Annotated in this window: 15 protein-coding genes; 7 read left to right on the top strand and 8 right to left on the bottom strand. The window is 71.8% G+C overall.

The genetic code is table 11. The features are described from left to right. Positions 1-16: 16 nt before the first annotated feature. Entirely contained in the window at positions 17-1624 is a 1608-nt protein-coding gene (locus JYK18_RS39585) for an ABC transporter substrate-binding protein (RefSeq protein ID WP_206808992.1), read from the bottom strand. A gap of 246 nt (positions 1625-1870) precedes the next feature. On the opposite strand from JYK18_RS39585, the gene JYK18_RS39590 reads away from it, so the two are divergent. Then, complete coding sequence (locus tag JYK18_RS39590; RefSeq protein WP_307796263.1) at positions 1871-3823, top strand: primary-amine oxidase; 1953 nt, start codon at positions 1871-1873, stop codon at positions 3821-3823. 10 nt (positions 3824-3833) lie between these two features. Further along, a complete protein-coding gene (locus JYK18_RS39595) occupies positions 3834-4550 on the top strand; it encodes an FMN-binding negative transcriptional regulator (RefSeq protein WP_206808993.1) in 717 nt (238 codons plus the stop codon). On the opposite strand, the gene gabT is transcribed toward JYK18_RS39595, so the two are convergent. After that, positions 4457-5809 carry a 4-aminobutyrate--2-oxoglutarate transaminase gene (gene gabT / locus JYK18_RS39600; protein WP_206808995.1) on the bottom strand — a complete coding sequence of 451 codons (1353 nt, stop codon included), beginning with the start codon at positions 5807-5809 and terminating at the stop codon, positions 4457-4459. The two genes, JYK18_RS39595 and gabT, sit on opposite strands and share 94 nt — an antisense overlap. A 118-nt stretch (positions 5810-5927) precedes the next feature. On the opposite strand from gabT, the gene JYK18_RS39605 reads away from it, so the two are divergent. Next, positions 5928-7043 carry a CoA transferase gene (locus JYK18_RS39605; protein ID WP_307796264.1) on the top strand — a complete coding sequence of 372 codons (1116 nt, stop codon included), beginning with the start codon at positions 5928-5930 and terminating at the stop codon, positions 7041-7043. Continuing rightward, complete coding sequence (locus JYK18_RS39610) at positions 7040-8200, top strand: acyl-CoA dehydrogenase family protein (RefSeq protein ID WP_206808999.1); 1161 nt, start codon at positions 7040-7042, stop codon at positions 8198-8200. Before JYK18_RS39605 ends, JYK18_RS39610 begins: the two co-directional genes overlap by 4 nt. Here JYK18_RS39610 and JYK18_RS39615 read toward each other — a convergent pair. After that, positions 8191-9606, bottom strand: a complete 1416-nt coding sequence (locus tag JYK18_RS39615) for a PucR family transcriptional regulator (RefSeq protein ID WP_206809001.1) — start codon at positions 9604-9606, stop codon at positions 8191-8193. The genes JYK18_RS39610 and JYK18_RS39615 overlap by 10 nt on opposite strands. A 333-nt stretch (positions 9607-9939) precedes the next feature. Then, positions 9940-10515: a TetR/AcrR family transcriptional regulator gene (locus JYK18_RS39620; RefSeq protein ID WP_206809003.1), complete on the bottom strand. Its 576-nt coding sequence runs from the start codon at positions 10513-10515 to the stop codon at positions 9940-9942. 188 nt (positions 10516-10703) lie between these two features. On the opposite strand from JYK18_RS39620, the gene JYK18_RS39625 reads away from it, so the two are divergent. From JYK18_RS39625 to JYK18_RS39635, 3 genes are read left to right on the top strand one after another with little or no spacing between them, the layout of a single operon-like run. Next, positions 10704-11156 (top strand): (2Fe-2S)-binding protein, encoded by a 453-nt coding sequence (locus JYK18_RS39625; protein ID WP_206809005.1) that lies wholly within the window; start codon positions 10704-10706, stop codon positions 11154-11156. Then, on the top strand, positions 11143-12102 hold the full coding sequence (locus JYK18_RS39630) for a xanthine dehydrogenase family protein subunit M (protein WP_206809006.1): 960 nt from the start codon (positions 11143-11145) through the stop codon (positions 12100-12102). The genes JYK18_RS39625 and JYK18_RS39630 overlap by 14 nt, the downstream gene beginning before the upstream one ends. After that, complete coding sequence (locus tag JYK18_RS39635; protein ID WP_206809007.1) at positions 12102-14270, top strand: xanthine dehydrogenase family protein molybdopterin-binding subunit; 2169 nt, start codon at positions 12102-12104, stop codon at positions 14268-14270. Before JYK18_RS39630 ends, JYK18_RS39635 begins: the two co-directional genes overlap by 1 nt. Here JYK18_RS39635 and JYK18_RS39640 read toward each other — a convergent pair. The 4 genes from JYK18_RS39640 to JYK18_RS39655 are packed head-to-tail and all read right to left on the bottom strand — an operon-like array spanning position 14253 to position 17333. Further along, positions 14253-14900: a phosphonatase-like hydrolase gene (locus tag JYK18_RS39640; protein WP_206809008.1), complete on the bottom strand. Its 648-nt coding sequence runs from the start codon at positions 14898-14900 to the stop codon at positions 14253-14255. The two genes, JYK18_RS39635 and JYK18_RS39640, sit on opposite strands and share 18 nt — an antisense overlap. Continuing rightward, complete coding sequence (phnE, locus tag JYK18_RS39645; RefSeq protein ID WP_206809009.1) at positions 14897-15724, bottom strand: phosphonate ABC transporter, permease protein PhnE; 828 nt, start codon at positions 15722-15724, stop codon at positions 14897-14899. Before phnE ends, JYK18_RS39640 begins: the two co-directional genes overlap by 4 nt. Then, on the bottom strand, positions 15721-16431 hold the full coding sequence (locus tag JYK18_RS39650) for a phosphonate ABC transporter ATP-binding protein (protein WP_206809010.1): 711 nt from the start codon (positions 16429-16431) through the stop codon (positions 15721-15723). The genes phnE and JYK18_RS39650 overlap by 4 nt, the downstream gene beginning before the upstream one ends. Then, a complete protein-coding gene (locus JYK18_RS39655) occupies positions 16431-17333 on the bottom strand; it encodes a phosphate/phosphite/phosphonate ABC transporter substrate-binding protein (protein WP_307796265.1) in 903 nt (300 codons plus the stop codon). The genes JYK18_RS39650 and JYK18_RS39655 overlap by 1 nt, the downstream gene beginning before the upstream one ends. Between the last annotated feature and the right edge of the window lie 20 nt (positions 17334-17353).

The following is a 17353-nucleotide window of genomic DNA, read 5'->3' on the forward strand; positions in this document are numbered from 1 at the left end:
TACCGTTTTCCTCTCATCAGGGTCTGCCGACCAGGCGGAAATCGGCCAGCCCGCGGAAGGCGTTGCCGTAGCCCTCGGTGGCGTACACCGTGGGGCTGACCGAGTCGTTGCGGTAACCGACCAGCACCGGACGGGTCACCAGCGGGATCATCTGCGCGTCCTCGTCCACCGCGGTGCACAGCTCGCGCAGCACCGGCGCCCGGTTCGGCCCGTCCGGTTCGGTCGCCGCCTTGTCGATCACCCGGTTCAGCTCCGGGTTCGGCTTCATGAAGCCGAGGTTGAAGGCGGCCTGCTCCGGGTTCCACCACTTCGCCACCATGCCCGCCCCGGCGTACCCGGCGAACCACGACAGCGCGGCGTCGAACCCGGCGGGCACCGAGCCGTACACCTTGCCCGCCCAGCTGCCCTCGTCGAGCTGTTCGATGGTCACTTCGATGCCGATGCGCGCCAGGTTCTGCTGGATCACTTGCGCGACCGCCGGCGCCGGTTCGGTGGCGTAGGCGGTGATGACGAACTTCAGGTCCCGCACCCCCGCCTCGGCCAGCAGCTGCCGGGCGCGGTCGAGACCGGCCGTCGCCGACGGCAGGGTCGCCGGATCGCAGGCGTCCGGCAGGTCCACCGGGGTCACCCCGGTCGGCTTGCCGAGCCCGTTCGTCGCCACTTCGGCGATCTGCGCCCGGTCCATCGCGATGTTGATCGCCGTGCGCACCCGGGGATCGGCGAACTTGCCGCCGGGCGCGTTGCTGTTCAGCATCAGGTAGTAGAAGTCCGTTGTGGACTGTGCGCGCACGGTCACCCCGCGCACACCGGCCAGTACCTGCGGAGCGTCCACATTGCCCAGTACCGCCAGGTTCGCGCTGTTGTTCTGCAGCGAGGCGATCCTGGTCGGCTCCTGCGGCACGATCGAGATGTTCACCGCGTCCACGGCGGGCTTGCCGGGCGCCCAGTAGTCCGGGCGGCGCTTGAACCGCCACAGCACGTCCTGCCGGTGGAAGGTGTCCACGAACGGGCCGGTGCCGAGCATGGTCTTGGCCGGGTCGACCGAACCGTTCTCGATCTCGGTCATCGGCAGCACCGCGGCCGGGGTGTTCGCCAGCGCGGACAGGAACGGCGTGTAGGGAGCGGAAAGCTTGAACCGCACGGTCGCCGGGTCGAGCGCGGTCACCGATTCGACCGGCCCGATCTGCGTCCGCCAGACGCCTTCGCCCGCGAGCAGCCGGTTCACGCTGCCCACCACGTCGGCCGCGGTCATCGCGCGGCCGTTGGAGAAGGTGACCCCCGGTCGCAGGTGGAACACGTATTCGGTGGGGCTCGGGGTTTCCCAGCGCTGCGCCAGTCCGGGCAGCGGCTCGAAGTCCGGACCGACGGTGACCAGCGTTTCGTAGACCAGTGACATCAGCTGCCACGACACCGCGACGTCGGCCAGCTGCGGGTCGAGCCCGCCCGCCGCGCCGGTGTCCACCGGCATCTGCAGTTCGACCGTGCCACCGGGCGGGAGCGCGCCGTCGGCGGCCGCCAGGTAACCGGGCACCTGGGTGGCCGTCGGCTCGGGAACCGCCTGCGCGGCACAGGAAGCGACGAGCGGGACCACGGCCAGCGCGGTGCAGAACCGTCTGATCCGCATACGACCTCACTCTCCGGGGATGGCCGGACGATCTGCCGGAACGTTCCGACATGGGTGGTGATTAAACGATGGGCACCCCGGTCCGTCAAGGGCCTCCGCCGAATCCGTCGCGCCGACATCTGCTTGAAACAAAGGGAAAACCCGGGCGGGCCACCGGCATTGACCGGACTCGCGCCAGCGGGTTAACCTGCCGGACGATGCCGGAACGTTCCGGCAATCCAGGTCACCACCAGGCAGGGAGAATTCGTGACGGACTGTTGCCACACGCCGACCGGCGGTGCCGTGGTCACCGAGGCGGCCGCCCACCCGCTCGACTCGCTGACCGGCGTCGAATTCCTGCGTACCCGCGAAATCCTCGAAGAAGCCGGGGTGCTGCGCGAGTCCACCCGGTTCTCCTACGCGGGTCTGGCCGAACCGGCTAAAGACCGGCTCGCGCGCTACGAGGCCGACGGTGCGCCGGTACCGCGCGAAGTGCGCGCGCTGCTGCTGGACATCAAATCCGGTGACGCCGAGGACGTGCTGGTCCGGCTCGACGAACCCGGGGTGGTTTCGCGGACGCCGATCGATTCCGAAGCGGCAGGCCACGTCCCGGTGCTGGCCGAGGAGCACACCACCGTCCGCGAGATCATGGCCGCCGACGAGGGCTGGCTGGCCGCCCTGCGCAAACGCGGCATCGAGGACCCCGCGCAGGTCTACCTGGCCGCGTTGTCCGCCGGCCGGTTCGACTCCATCCCGGACGCCCACCGGCGGATGGTGCGTGTGCTGGCGCACTGGCGGCCGGAACCGTCCACAATGGTCTGGGCGCACCCGATCGACGGACTGGTGGCGTACGTGGACCTGATCGCGCGTGAGGTGTGCGAGATCGTCGACACCGGCGTGGTGCCGATCCCGCGGGAATCCGGTGACTACGACGACCCCGAGGTGCGCGGGCCACTGCGGACCTCCCAGCGCGCCATCGAGATCACCCAGCCGGACGGCCCGAGCTTCACCCTGCACGGCAACGTGCTGAGCTGGGAGAACTGGGAGGTCCGGCTCGGCTACGACATGCGCGAGGGGCTCGTCCTGCACCAGCTCGGCTTCCGCGACGGTGACCGCCTGCGCCCGGTGGTGCACCGCGCGTCGGTCGCCGAGATGGTGGTGCCCTACGCCGACCCCGGCCCGATCCGGTTCTGGCAGAACTACTTCGACACCGGCGAGTACCAGCTCGGCAGCCTGGCGAACGCGCTCGAACTCGGCTGCGACTGCCTCGGCGACATCACCTACGTCGACGCCGTGGTGGCCGGCGGGGACGGGCGCCCGGTGACCCTGCCCAACGCGATCTGCATCCACGAGGAGGACGACGGCGTGCTGTGGAAGCACACCGACCCGTCCAACGGCAGCAGGCAGACCCGGCGGCAGCGGCGCCTGGTGGTCTCGTTCTTCGTCACCGTCGGCAACTACGACTACGGTTTCTACTGGTACCTCTACCTCGACGGCACGATCGAGCTGAAGGCCAAGGCCACCGGCATCGTGTTCACCGCCCGCTACGACGAGCGCATCGCGCCGTACGCCTCGCAGGTGGCGCCCGACCTCGCCGCGCCGTATCACCAGCACCTGTTCAACGTGCGCCTGGACATGGCCGTGGACGGCCCCGCCAACGCGGTCGACGAGGTCGAGGTCGAACGGGTGCCGATGGGCCCGGACAACCCGCACGGCAACGCCTTCCGCCGCCGCGCCACCCGGCTGCGGCGGGAGTCCGAGGCGCAGCGGCTGGCCGAGCCCGCGGCCGGGCGGACCTGGCTGGTGGTCAACCCCGAGCGCCGCAACCGGCTCGGCGACGCGCCGGGGTACGCGCTGATCCCGGAGGGCCAGCCGGTGCTGCTCGCCGACGAGGCCTCCGCGATCCACGGCCGGGCCACCTTCGCCACGCGGCACCTGTGGGTCACCGAGTACCACCCCGAGGAGCGCTTCCCGGCCGGTGACCTGGTCAACCAGGGGCCGCCGGGGGCCGGACTGCCCGCCTACACCGCCGCGGACCGCGACCTCGACGGCACGGACCTGGTGCTGTGGCACACCTTCGGGCTGACCCACTTCCCCCGCCCGGAAGACTGGCCGGTGATGCCGGTGGACCACTGCGGCTTCCTGCTCCGGCCGGTCGGTTTCTTCGACCGGAACCCGACGCTGGACGTGCCGTCCCCCGGCGGCCACTGCGCGAGCTGAAGGAGCTGCCATGCGTGTCTACGGGCCTTACGTCGCGCCGTCACCGGCGATGGAGGTGGAGTTCGTGCGGCGGCACCCGTTCGCCGTGGTGGTCAGCGCGGACCCGGGCCGGGCGCCGGTGGCCACCCACCTGCCGGTGATCTTCCCCCGGCACGACCAGCCGCCCGCCGCACTGGCCGGGGTGACCATGCTCGGCCACCTGGCCCGCAAGAATCCACAGTGGACACAGTTCGCCGACGGCCGGGAGATCCTGGTGATCTTCTCCGGCCAGCACGGTTACGTCTCCCCCAGCACCTACGGCTTCGAGCCGGCCGTGCCCACGCTGAACTACGCCGCGGTGCACCTGACCGGCACGGTCGAGCTGACCGACACCAGGGAGGAATCCCTGCACGTGGTGGAGGAAACCGTGCGCACCATGGAGAGCATGCGCGATCCCGCGTGGGACATGACGGCGTCGCGGGAGAAGTTCACCGAGCTGGTCGAGCACGTGGTGTCGTTCAAGGTGCACGTCACCGACGTGCAGGCGATGTTCAAGCTCAGCCAGGACATGGCGCCCGAGGTCCGCGCGCGGGTGCGCGCGGACCTCGGCGCCGGTGGCCACCCCGGGCTCGCCGGGCTGATGGCCGAGGTCGATCAGCCGCACGCGGCCGCCAGCACCGCCAGCCCCTCGGTGAGCAGTGAGTCCGGAATGGACAGCGGCGGCAGGAACCGGAGCACGTTGCCGTAGCTGCCCGCGGTCAGGGTGAGCAACCCACCGGCGTGGCACCGCTTGCTGATTTCGGCGGTGCGCGCCGGGTCCGGGGTGCGGTCGGGTCCGCGCACGATCTCGATGGCGAGCATCGCGCCCCGGCCACGGACCTCACCGACGAAGGTGTGCCGCTCGGCCAGTTCCGCCAGTGCGGGCCGCATGATCCGCTCGATCTCGGCGGCCCGGCGCAGCAGGTCCCCGCGCTCGATCTCGTCGAACACGCCCAGCGCCGCCTCGCAGGCGACCGGGTTGCCGCTGTACGTACCACCGAGCCCGCCCGCGGGGACCGCGTCCATCAGCTCGGCGCGGCCGGTCACCGCACCGATCGGCAGGCCGCCGCCCAGGCCCTTCGCCGTGGTGATCAGGTCCGGTTGGACGCCCTCGTGCTCGCAGGCGAACATCGCGCCGGTGCGGGCGATCCCGGTCTGCACCTCGTCGGCGATCAGCAGGATGCCGCGTTCCGCGCAGATCTCGGCCACCGCGGGCAGGAAACCGGGCGCCGACACGACGAACCCGCCTTCGCCCTGGATCGGCTCGACCACCACGGCGGCGATGTTGCCCGCGCCCACCTGGCGGTCGATCAGCTCGACCAGCGCGGCGGCGGCCTCCTCGGCACAGCGCTCCGGACCGCCGGGCCACCGGTACGGATAGGCCATCGGCGCGCGGTGCACGTCGGTGGCGAACGGGCCGAACCCCTGCTTGTACGGCACGTTCTTGGCGGTCATGCTCATCGTCAGCAGCGTCCGGCCGTGGTAACCGTGGTCGAACACCACCACGCCGGGCCGTCCGGTCGCCGCGCGGGCGATCTTCACCGCGTTCTCCACCGCCTCGGCGCCGGTGTTCACCAGCAGCGTGCGCTTCTCGCCGGGGACCGGGGCCAGCCGGTTGAGCCGTTCGCAGACCTCCACATAGGACTCGTAGGGGTTCACCAGGAAACAGGTGTGGGTGAACCGGTGCAGCTGCGCGGCGGCGCGTTCGGCCACCCGGGGCGCGGCGTTGCCCACGGTGGTCACCGCGATCCCGCTGCCGAAGTCGATGAAGGAGTTGCCGTCGGCGTCGACGACCACCCCGCCACCGGCAGCGGTGATGAAAACCGGCAGTGCCGAGCCGACGCCCGCGGGCAGGGCGGCCCGCTGCCGGGCGAGCAGTTCCGCCGACCGCGGTCCGGGCACCTCCGTCCGCACCCGCCTGACCTGCGCGAGCCCGGGACCGCCTTGCTGTGTTTCGACAACGTCCATACGCGCACGCTAGGCAGGCGACCCGGCCGCCACGATGGACGGAACGGCGAACCGCGTGCTCCGGAATTCGACAGGTCGTCGAGTGCCCGGCTCGCGCCGGGGCCCGAGACTCAGGCCCGTGACTTCCCTGTCCGGACTGCTGGTCGCCGACTTCTCCCGGGTGCTGGCGGCGCCGTACGCCACCATGCTGCTGGCCGATCTCGGCGCCGACGTGATCAAGGTCGAGCACCCGGACCGCGGCGACGACACCCGGGCCTGGGGTCCGCCGTTCGCCGGCGACCAGGCCACCTACTTCCTGTCGGTGAACCGCAACAAGCGCTCGCTGGCGCTCGACCTGCGGTCGGAGACCGGCCGCCGCCGCGCCGCCGAACTGGTCCGCCGCGCCGACGTGGTGATCGAGAACTTCCGGCCCGGCACGATGGCCAAGCACGGCCTCTCCCCCGACCACGTCCGCTCGCTCAACCCGCGCGCGGTGTACTGCTCGGTCACCGGCTTCGGTGCCGAGTCGGACCTGCCCGGCTATGACCTGCTCGCGCAGGCGGTCGGCGGGCTGATGAGCGTCACCGGCAGCGGCGAACCGGTCAAGGTGGGCGTCGCGCTGGTCGACGTGCTGACCGGGTTGCACGCGGCGGTCGGCGTGCTGGCCGCGCTGCGCGACCGGGAACGCACCGGTGAGGGCCAGCTCGTCGAGGTGAACCTGCTGAGCACGCTGTTGTCCAGCATGGTCAACCAGAGCGCCGGCTACGCACTGGCCGGGGTGGTGCCGCGGGCGATGGGCAACCGGCACCCGTCCATCGCGCCCTACGCCGTGTTCACCGCCGCCGACCGGCCGTTCGTGCTGGCGGTCGGCAACGACCGGCAGTTCTTCGCGCTGTGCCAGGGAATCGGGCTGCCGGAGGACACGCGGTTCGCCACGAACACCTCGCGGGTCGCGCACGTCGAGGAGCTGACCGAGTTGATCGACGAGCGCCTCGGCACCCGGACCGCCGACGAGTGGTTCAAGATCCTGAGCCCGCTCGGCGTGCCGTGCGGTCCGGTGAACGACGTCGCCGGGGCGTTCGCGCTCGCCGAGGAGCTCGGCCTGCGCCCGCTGGCCGACGGGTTCGTGGCCAATCCGATCGGCCTGTCCCGCACCCCGCCCGGCTACCACCGCCCGCCACCCCGGCTCGGCGAGCACACCGAGGAGCTCGCCGCCTGGCTGGACCGTCCACTATCCACAGGAGACCCCGCATGACCGACCCGTTGCAGCTGCTGGACATCCCGGCGACCCTGCCCGCGGACGAGCGCGACATCCAGGCCACGGTGGCCCGGTTCGCCGAGGACCGGCTGCGGCCGGGCATCCGCGAGTGGTACGAATCCGGGCGGTTCCCGCGTGAGCTGGCACCGGAGTTCGGCAAGCTCGGCGTGCTGGGCATGCACCTGGACGGGTACGGCTGCGCCGGCGCCAGCGCGCTGGCGTACGGACTGGCCTGCCTCGAACTGGAGGCTGCCGACTCCGGGTTCCGCAGTTTTGTCTCGGTGCAGGGTTCGCTGGCGATGTTCTCGATCCACCGCTACGGCTCGGAAGAGCAGAAGGCGGAGTGGCTGCCGCGGATGGCGGCGGGCGAGGCGATCGGCTGCTTCGGGCTCACCGAACCGGACTTCGGCTCCGATCCCGGCGGGATGCGCACGCGCGCGGTCCGCGACGGTTCCGACTGGGTGCTCGACGGCACGAAGATGTGGATCACCAACGGTTCCGTCGCCGACGTGGCCACCGTCTGGGCCCGCACCGAGGAGGGCATCCGGGGTTTTGTGGTGCCGACGGACACGCCGGGCTTCAGCGCGCGGGCGGTCGGGCACAAGCTGTCGTTGCGCGCGTCGATCACCGCCGAACTGGTGCTGGACGGCGTCCGGTTGCCCGGCAGCGCGATGCTGCCCGAGGCGCGCGGGTTGTCGGCGCCGCTGTCGTGCTTGAACGAAGCGCGGTTCGGGATCGTCTTCGGCGCGGTCGGCGCGGCCCGGGATTCGATCGGCTGCGCGCTGGACTACGCGAAGAACCGGACGCAGTTCGGCAAGCCGATCGCCGGGTTCCAGCTGACGCAGCGCAAGCTCGCGGACATGACGGTGTCGGCGGGCAACGCGATGCTGCTCGCGCTGCACCTGGCGCGGTTGAAGGACGCGGGCACGATCCGCGGTGAGCAGATCAGCGTGGGCAAGCTGAACAACGTCCGGGAGGCGATCGCGATCGCCAGGGAGTGCCGCACGATTCTCGGCGGCAGCGGGATCACCACCGAGTATTCGCCGCTGCGGCACGCGAACAACCTGGAGTCCGTGCTGACCTACGAAGGCACGTCCGAGGTGCACACGCTGGTGATCGGGCAGGCGCTGACCGGGATCGCGGCCTACCGCTGACGGCTTTCCCAGGCGAGGACGGCGAGCAGGAGCTCGGCTCGCACACGCGCCGAACCGAGGTCGCGGCCGAGCAGTTCGCCGATCCGGTCGAGCCGGTTGCGCAGGGTGTGCCGGTGCACGCCGATGCTCGCCGCGGCGGCTTCCCACTGGCCGTTGAGTTCGAGGAACGTGCGCAACGAGGTGATCAGGACCGGGTCGAGCTTCGCGATGGTGGCGCCGGCGACGGTGTCGAGCACGGCGCGGCTGGCCGGGGTGGCGAGCAGGGTGGCCCCGGCCAGTTCGGTGAATTCGGCGAGCCCGGCATCCGACGCGGCGGCGAGGCGGGCTTGCGCAAGCGCTTGCGGTAGCTCGGACAGCGGGTGGGGGCTGCTCAATCCGGCTTTGGTCAACTCGGGCAGGGACGCCTGGGTGAAGCCGCCCGGGAGCAGGACCAGCGTTTCGTGCTCGGTTTCCTGCGCGAGCAACGGGAGATCGCGCTCGGCGAGTGCGGCGTCGATGGCGGGAAGGTCGGTTTCCGTGGTGAGCACGCGGATGCCGTGGTTGTCGACGATGTCCGCGAACTGGGGCCGCAGCTGTGGTTCGAGCGTGGGGTCGGACAGCAGCAGGCCGAAGAGCGTGGCACCGAGCCGGTTCCGCTCGCCGCGCAGGCGTCGCGGCTTCTCGCGGTCCAGTGCCAGCAGCGAGGCCGCGTGCCCGAGCAGCACCTGCTCCACCTGGCCGAGCGCCCGGTCCCCGACGACGCCGAGCCACCCGTGCACGGCGGCGCCGACGCCGACTGTCTGCACGCTGACCGCCCGGCCCTCGCGCACCACGGCGGCGCCGGTCACGTCCTCGCGCACCAGGGCCACGACGTCGGCGATGTCGTCCACTGTGGCCTTGGCGGCTTCGGGTTCCTTGTCGGTGCCGAGGAACACCGTGGCCGCGCCGGTCGCGGCGGACAGCTCGCGCACGATCCCGGCGGCGCCTTCCTTGAGCGCGGCGCGGGTCATCCTCGGCTGGGCGCGGGACACCCGCAGGACCTCTTCGTACCGCTGTTCGGCGATCCGCTCCAGCACGGCCTTGGTGATGGCGGCGAACGGCGTCGGCAACGGGATCTCGACGAGCGGCAGGCCGAGCTCGTCGGCTGTGTCCACAATGGTCTGGGGGATTTCGGCGTGGGAGAGGCCGATCCCGAAGCCGAGCGCCGCCACCCCGGCGCGGTGCAGGCCCTCGACGTACTCGCGGGGGTTCGCGGGGAGGTGCGCGCCGGTGGTCAGGACCAGCTCGCCGCCGGAAAGCCAGGGGCACGGGTCGGCCAGATCGATGCTGTGCGCGAACACCAGCGGCCGACCGGCCCCGGCCGCCCCCGCCACCAGCCGGAGCCCGAGCTCCGGCCGGTCGAGCAGCCACCGCAGCGAAACACCCATCCGCCGACCCTAACCGCCCCCCGCCCGCCCGGCGCCCCGCCCGCCCGGCGCCCCGCCCAGCCTCCGCCCCGCCCGGCCCGCACCCTCTCCCGGCCCGCGCCCTCGCCCGGCCCGCGCCCCCTCCCCGGCTGCGCCTCTCCCGGCCCGCGTCCCCTCCCGGGCTGCGCCCCGCCCAGGCCGCGCCCCCTCCCCGGCTGCGCCTCTCCCGGGCTGCGCCCCCGCATGCGCCCCTCCCGGGCTGCGCCCTCGCGTGCAGTGAATGTGGCTTTCACTGCGGATTTCGCAGTGAAAGCCACATTCACTGCATCGGGGCGGGGATCCGGGGAGGTCGCGTCAGTCTCGGTGGGTGCACATGCCGCGCCACAGCAGGTCGGCCAGGGCGGCGGCCTGCTTCCGCCATTCGTCCGCCGAGTCGAGGTACAAAAGGCCGCCCAGGCCGCGGAGCACGGTTTCCGGCTCCAGTTCCGCGCGCACGGTGCCCGCCTCGACGTTGGCCTTCAACAGCGTCGCGACCGCACCGACCATGGCTTCGTAGGCGTTCGCCGGGAGGTCGCCGCCGGTGGCCGAGGCGCTGCGCAGCGCGGTCGCCAGGCCCCGCTTGGTCATCATGTAGTGGGCCAGGTGGTCCGTGGTCCACACCCGGAACGCCTGCTCCGGCGGGTGTTCGGCGAGCAGCGCGGGCACCACCTCGACCAGGTGCCGCACCTCGCGCCGGTAGACCGCCAGGATCAGCGCCTCCGGGGTGGGGAAGTGCCGGTACACCGTGCCCACACCCACCCCGGCGTGCTTCGCGATGGCGTTGAACGAAACCTCACCCGATCCGGCGAGCGACTCCGCCGCCGCGATGAGGATGCGCTCGTGGTTGCGCCGGGTGTCCGCACGCCGCGGGTTGACCGATCCCGTCGTCATCCGTCCCTCCCTCGCGCCCGGCCGTGTCCGCTGAATCTAATGCACCACCCCCGGTGAGCTGGAGCAACTCCAGGGTGACCGGTTCGTTGCGAAGCGGATTCTAATCCGCTAGCCTCGCGATGGAACCGGATGGTTATCCGCTTCACTCCCGCTCTCCCACCACGGACGATCTGCGGAAAGAGATTCAGTTGGACCTCTCCCTCGAAGTCAACGGCCGCACCGAGCACCTCAGCGTCGAGCCGGGGGTGACCCTGCTCGACGCGCTGCGCGAACGGCTCGACCTGACCGGCCCGAAGAAGGGCTGCGACCGCGGCCAGTGCGGGGCCTGCACCGTGCACGTCGACGGCCGCCCCGTGCTCGCCTGCCTCACCCTGGCCGCCACCGTGCGCCGTCCGGTGACCACCGTCGAAGCACTGTCCACAGGGGACGAACTGCACCCGGTGCAGCGGGCGTTCGTCGACCAGGACGCGCTGCAGTGCGGGTTCTGCACCTCCGGCCAGGTGATGTCCGCGGTGGCCGCGGTCGAGCAGCGGGTCGACGACGTGCGCGAGTTCATGTCCGGCAACCTGTGCCGGTGCTCGGCCTACCCGAACATCGTCGCCGCGATCAACCAGGCGAGGAGCGCCGATGCGACCGTTTGAGCTGACCGCACCCTCCACTGTGGACGAAGCCGCCGGCGCGGACGGCACCTTCCTGGCCGGTGGCACCACCCTGGTCGACCTGATGAAGCTGGAGGTGCTGACCCCGCGCCGCGTGCTGGACATCAACCAGGTCCCGTTGCACGGCATCGACACCGGCGACGGGCTGCGCGTCGGCGCGCTGGAGCGGATGAGCGACATCGCCGCGCACCCAGGCGTCTACCCGATGATCTCCCGCGCCCTGCTGCTGAGCGCGTCGCAGCAGATCCGGAACATGGCCAGCATCGGCGGCAACCTGATGCAGCGCACCCGCTGCACGTACTTCCGCGACGTGGCCACGCCGTGCAACAAGCGGAACCCGGGCAGCGGCTGTCCCGCCATCGAGGGCGCCAACCGGATGCACGCCGTGCTCGGCACGAGCGACTCGTGCGTGGCCACCCACGCCAGCGACGTGGCGGTCGCACTGGTCGCACTGGACGCGGAACTCAAGCTGGTCAGCGACGCCGGCACCCGGACCGTGAAGCTCGCCGACTTCTACCAGCTGCCGGGTGAGACGCCCGAGCAGGAGCACGACCTGCGCCCCGGTGAGCTGATCACCGAGGTGGTCGTGCCGAAGCTGGACTGGGCCGCCCACTCCACCTACGTGAAGGTGCGCGACCGGCAGTCCTACGAGTTCGCGCTGTGCTCGGCCGCGGTCGCGCTGGACATCCAGGACTCCCGCATCGCCGGGGCCCGGATCGCGGCCGGCGGCGTGGGCACGGTGCCCTGGCGGCTGCCCGCGGTCGAGGCCGCGCTGGTCGGCGCGCCGGTGACCACGGAAGCCTTCGAGGCGGCCGCTTCGGTGGCGGCCGAGGGGGCCCGGCCGTTGTCCGGCAACAAGTTCAAGCCCGCCCTGCTGCGCCGGACCATCGTCCGCGCCCTGCGTGAACTGACCGAGGGGAGCCGCTGATGACCAGCAGGCTGGACGGGCCGGCGAAGGTCACCGGCCGGGCCAAGTACGGCGTCGACCACAACGTGCCCGGCATGGCCTACGGCTACGTCGTGCTCAGCACCATCGCGCACGGCGAGATCGAGGCCATGGACGTCACCGCGGCGAAGAGCGCGCCCGGTGTGCTCGCCGTGTACTCGCCGTTCGACCAACTGGGGCTGAAAACCGCCAGCAGCCCGCTCTTCGGTGAGACCTGGGTGCCGATGCAGGACACCGAGGTCACCTACTACGGGCAGGCGATCGGCTTCGTGGTGGCGGAAACCTTCGAGCAGGCCAGGGACGCGGCCATGCTGGTCGAGGTCAGCTACCGCGAACGGCCCGCGCGGACCTCGCTGGAGGAGGGCCTGGCCACCGCCGAGGACGCCCCGGCGGCCAGGGACGGCTCGCCGGCCACCCTCGACATCCTCGCCGAGGGCGTCGAGTCCATCGACGACGCCTTCGCGGCGAGCCCGGTGGTGGTCGAGGCCACCTACCACACCGCCACCCAGAACCACGCCGCGATGGAACCGCATTCCGCGGTCGCCTACTGGGAATCCGGTGAGCTGACCATCCACAGTGGAAACCAGGCGAGCGACCTGCAGGCGGTGGAGCTGGCCAGCGCGCTGGGCCTGGAACCCTCGTCGGTGCACGCGCTGAACCCGTACGTCGGCGGGGCCTTCGGCGGGAAGGGCCGGACCTCCGCGCCCGCCTTCCTCGCCGCGGCCGCGTCCAGGGCGCTGGACCGGCCGATCAAGGCCGCGCTGACCAGGGAGCAGGTGTTCACCGCGACCGCGGGCCGTGCCGCGACCGTGCAGAAGCTCAAGCTCGGCGCGGACCGCTCCGGCACGCTGATCGCGCTGCGCCACGATTCGTGGTGCACCACCGACCTCGCCCGGTCCTTTGTGGAGCCCACCTCGCACGGCACCTCGCGCGAGTACTACGCCACGCAGAACCTGGCGCTCACCCAGAAGGTCGTGCCGCTGAACGTGCCGTCGACCACCTTCATGCGCGCCCCCGGTGAGGCGCCGGGCTCGTTCGCGCTGGAGAGCGCGATGGACGAACTGGCCGTCGCGCTGGACATGGACCCGATCGAACTGCGGCTGCGCAACAACTCCACCGCGCCGGCCGGCAAGGACCTGCAGTGGTCGAGCAAGCACCTCGACGAGTGCTTCCGCGCCGGGGCCGAGCGGTTCGGCTGGGCGAACCGGAAGCCGGGCGGCCACCGCGACGGTGACTGGCTCGTCGGCATGGGCGTGGCCTCCGCGTTGTTCCCCGCGCTGCGCTTCCCCGCCACGGTGGGGATCACCCTGCGCGAGGACGAAACGGCCGTGGTCGCCACCAGTGGCGCGGACCCCGGCACCGGCCTGCTGACGGTGCTTTCGCTGATCGGCGGGGAATCGCTGGACATCCCGCCGGAGCGGATCGTGCCGAAGCTCGGGGACTCCTCGCTGCCCTCGGGTGGCCTGTCCGGTGGTTCGACGGCCACCGCGAGCGCCGGGACGGCGATCATGGTCGCCGCCACCAACGCGATCGACGAACTGCTCGCACTGGCCGCGAAACCGTTCGATGGCGCGGAAGTCACCTACGCCGACGGCCGCGTGCACGGCGGCGGCCGGAGCATGACCTTCGGCGAGGTGCTGCGCGCCACCGGCCGCACTTCGCTGGAGGTCACCGGTTCCTCGGCGCCCGGCGAGGAGCTGACCAAGCACTCGTTCAGCTCGTTCGGGGCCCAGTTCTGCGAAGTCCGGGTGCACGAGTGGACGCGGGAAGCCCGCGTTTCGCGCATGCTCGGCGTGTTCGACGCCGGCCGGATCATCAACCGGAAGGCGGCCCGCAGCCAGATCATCGGCGGCATGATCTGGGGTGTTTCGGCGGCCCTGCACGAAGGTCTGGAGATCGAGGCCAGCGGACGGCTGGCCAACGGCGACTTCGCCGGCTACCTGCTGCCGGTGAACGCGGACATCTCCGAGGTGGACGTGCACTTCGTCGAGTACCCGGACACCCTGCACAACGCGGTGGGTGCCCGGGGCCTCGGTGAGATCGGCACGGTCGGCATGGCGGCGGCGGTGGCCAACGCGATCTACAACGCCACCGGCATCCGGGCGCGCCACCTGCCGATCACCATCGAGGACCTACTCGAACAGCGGTAACCGCGTCACGTCGGCGACGATGTGGGTGGGGTGCTCGGCGGCCAGTTCGGCCTCGGTCTGCGCCCCGCTGAGCACCCCCACCACCATCGCGGCGCGGGCGGCCCGCCCCGCCTGGACGTCCAGCGCGGTGTCCCCGGCGGCGAGCACCTCGCCGGGGTCGGTGACGCCGGTGAGGTCCATCGCGCGGTGGATCATGTTCGGCAGCGGGCGCCCGCCGCCCGCTTCCACCGCGCAGACCACCGCGTCGACCTCCACCCCGGACCGCCAGCCGATCGCGGCCAGCAGCGGATCGGTGATCTGCCGGTCGAAGCCGGTGGTCAGCACCACCCGCACACCCGACTCCCGGAGTTCCGCGATCGCTTGCGGCACACCGGGAATCGGCCGTGGCGGGTGCTGCTCGTAGGCGGCGCGCAGGCTGGTGACGAAGCGGTCGTGCAGGTCTTCCACGGCCGAGGGGTCTCCGGTGAGCGCGGCCAGCGCCTCCCGCTTGTCCGCCCCCATCCAGCGGCGGATGTCGGCTTCGGCGGCGGGTTTCCCGTGCGCGGCCACCACTTCGGCGAGCACGCGGTAGACGTGGTTGTCCTCGGCGACCGTGGTCCCGGCGATGTCGAGGGCGGCGAGCTTGATCACGAGCCACTCCCCAGCCGGCGCCGGACGAGCGCGGACAGCTGGTCGACCAGCACGATCAGCACCAGCACCACCAGGATGTGCGTGAGCATCCGGTCGAAGCGGAACAACTTGATCGACTGGTTGATCAGGAATCCGATACCGCCCGCCCCGACCAGGCCGAGCACCAGCGACGACCGCACGTTCACGTCGAACCGGTAGAGCAGCAGCCCGAACAGCTGCGGGGTGACCAGCGGCAGCAGCGCGTGCGTGGCCACCTGCGTGCGGCTCGCGCCGGTCGACCGGACGGCGAGCGCCGGGCCGGGGTCCGCGTCCTCCAGCGCCTCGGCCCAGAGCTTGCCCATCACGCCGACGTTGTGGAACACCAGCGCCAGCACCCCGGGGAACGGCCCGAGCCCGACCGCGGTGACGAAGATCAGCGCGAACACCACCTCCGGCACCGCCCGCAGGAACGACAGCAGCGAGCGCGCGGCCTGGTAGATCCAGCCCGACGGGGTGGTGCCGCGCGCCGCCAGCAGGGCCAGCACCAGCGCGAACGGTACGGACAGCGTGGTGCCGAGCAGGCCGATCCACAGGGTGACCAGCGCGCCTTCGAGCGACGGCCCGAGCACCTCCCAGCTCAGGTCCGGCGGGATCGCCTCGCCGAGGAACCCGGCCATGCCTTCCCAGCCTTCGGCGAGCGCGGCGGGTGAGAACTCCGTGGCGTCCCAGGCGATCACGTGCACGACGACCAGCACGGTGACGAGCGTGCCCACGCCGAACAGCACGCGCGGGCGGCGGGGTTTGGGCGGTATCGGCAGCCGCCGGACCGCTTCGGTGGTGGTCATGAGGTGGTCTCCAGAACCGGGTACGGGTAGAGGGAGCCGACCGGCTGGCCGGGGTCGCCGTCGAGCACCACGTGCCCGTCGCGCAGCCCGACGATCCGGTCGGCGTGCCGGGCGGCGAGGTCCGGCTGGTGCAGGACGGCCAGCACGGCGAGGCGTTCGTCGTGCGCGAGTTCGGCGAGCAGGGCCAGCACCTGTTCGGCGGCGGCCGGGTCCAAAGCGGACACCGGTTCGTCGGCGAGCAGCACCCGGGACCGCTGGCACAGCGCCCGCGCGACGGCGACCCGCTGCTGCTGGCCGCCGGAAAGGCTGCCCGCGCGGTCGTGCGCCCGATCGGCGAGGCCGACCCGGTCGAGGCAGGCCATCGCCTCCTCCTTGACCGCGCGCGGGAACAGCGCGGGTACCAGCGAATCCCGCAGCGACAGGCGGCCGAGCGCACCGGCGCACACGTTGTCGAGCACGCTGCGCCGCCGCACCAGGTGGATCTGCTGGAAGATCAGCGCCACGTCGAGGCGGCCGCGGTCGCGACCGGCCACGGTGACCGAGCCGGTGTGCGGGACGAGCCCGGCGGCCGCTCGCAGCAGGGTGGACTTGCCGGAGCCGTTGGCACCCAGCACGGCCAGCAGTTCGCCCTCGGCGACGGTGACCCCGGCGTCGTGCAGCACCTGGCGCTCGCCGAAGGACACGGAGATCCCGGACAGCGCGAGCATCAGGCGTCGTCCTCGGTCAGGCCGAGCTTGTCGGCCAGCTCGAACAGCGGCTGGTAGGTGCTCTGGTCGACCGGGACCAGCGGCCCCGGCGGGGAGACGTCGAGCAGCGCGCCGATTTCGCCGATCGCGGCGGGCGGCAGGCCGAGCAGGGCGTCGCGGATGGCGGTCTTGGTGGCCGGGTCGAGGTCCCCGCGCACGGTGACCGGGTCGTTCGGGATCGGCGCCGACTGCCAGACCTTGCGGAAGCCCGCCGGGTCGAACGTGCCCGCGCCGATCGCGCTGCTCTCCTGCTGGGAGTTGATCTCCGCAGCGTCCACCTTGCCGTTGGCCAGCGCCAGCAGCGCTTCGGGGTGCCCGCCGGCGTAGTCGATCCGGACGTCGGCCTCGGCCACGCCGGCGTCGGCCAGCGCCTGCCGGGGCAGCGCGTCACCGGAGGTGGACCCGGCCGAGGACAGCGCGAGCGAGTGGCCGCGCAACTGCGCCACCGTGGTGATCGGCGAGTTCGCCGGTACCCAGATCGCGGCGGTGTAGCTGGACAGCTTCCCGGTGGCGTCACCGAAGGAGGCGACCGCCTCGGCCTTGGCGCGGCGGTGCGCGAACACGTACCCGAGCGGGCCGAAGATGCCGACGTCGAGCTTGCCGTTCTCCATCGCGAGCACCTCGGCCGAGTAGTCCTCGGTAACGGTCAGCTCGACCGGGCAGGACAACGCGGTCGACAGCGAGTCGGCGAGCACCTTGGCGGCCGGGGTGAGCCGGGCGGGGTCTTCGAACGGTTCGACGCCGAACCGGATGCGACCGTCCGGACAGGACGGTGACGCGGACGAGGTTTCCGGTGCCCCGCAGGCGGTGGCCACGAGGCTGAGGCAGGTGAGCGCGACAAGCGCTCCACGGCGGATGAACACGGCGGGCTCCAGGGGGATCT

Origin of the sequence: Amycolatopsis sp. 195334CR, from assembly GCF_017309385.1 — a bacterium.
GTDB lineage: Bacteria > Actinomycetota > Actinomycetes > Mycobacteriales > Pseudonocardiaceae > Amycolatopsis.

Coding starts and splice junctions, on each gene's coding strand:
- JYK18_RS39615 (WP_206809001.1), bottom strand. CDS start 9,606: ATGGGTGTTTCGCTGCGGTGGCTGCTCGACCGGCCGGAGCTCGGGCTC.
- JYK18_RS39595 (WP_206808993.1), top strand. CDS start 3,834: ATGCGTGTCTACGGGCCTTACGTCGCGCCGTCACCGGCGATGGAGGTG.
- JYK18_RS39635 (WP_206809007.1), top strand. CDS start 12,102: ATGACCAGCAGGCTGGACGGGCCGGCGAAGGTCACCGGCCGGGCCAAG.
- JYK18_RS39585 (WP_206808992.1), bottom strand. CDS start 1,624: ATGCGGATCAGACGGTTCTGCACCGCGCTGGCCGTGGTCCCGCTCGTC.
- gabT (WP_206808995.1), bottom strand. CDS start 5,809: ATGGACGTTGTCGAAACACAGCAAGGCGGTCCCGGGCTCGCGCAGGTC.
- JYK18_RS39610 (WP_206808999.1), top strand. CDS start 7,040: ATGACCGACCCGTTGCAGCTGCTGGACATCCCGGCGACCCTGCCCGCG.
- phnE (WP_206809009.1), bottom strand. CDS start 15,724: ATGACCACCACCGAAGCGGTCCGGCGGCTGCCGATACCGCCCAAACCC.
- JYK18_RS39630 (WP_206809006.1), top strand. CDS start 11,143: ATGCGACCGTTTGAGCTGACCGCACCCTCCACTGTGGACGAAGCCGCC.
- JYK18_RS39620 (WP_206809003.1), bottom strand. CDS start 10,515: ATGACGACGGGATCGGTCAACCCGCGGCGTGCGGACACCCGGCGCAAC.
- JYK18_RS39650 (WP_206809010.1), bottom strand. CDS start 16,431: ATGCTCGCGCTGTCCGGGATCTCCGTGTCCTTCGGCGAGCGCCAGGTG.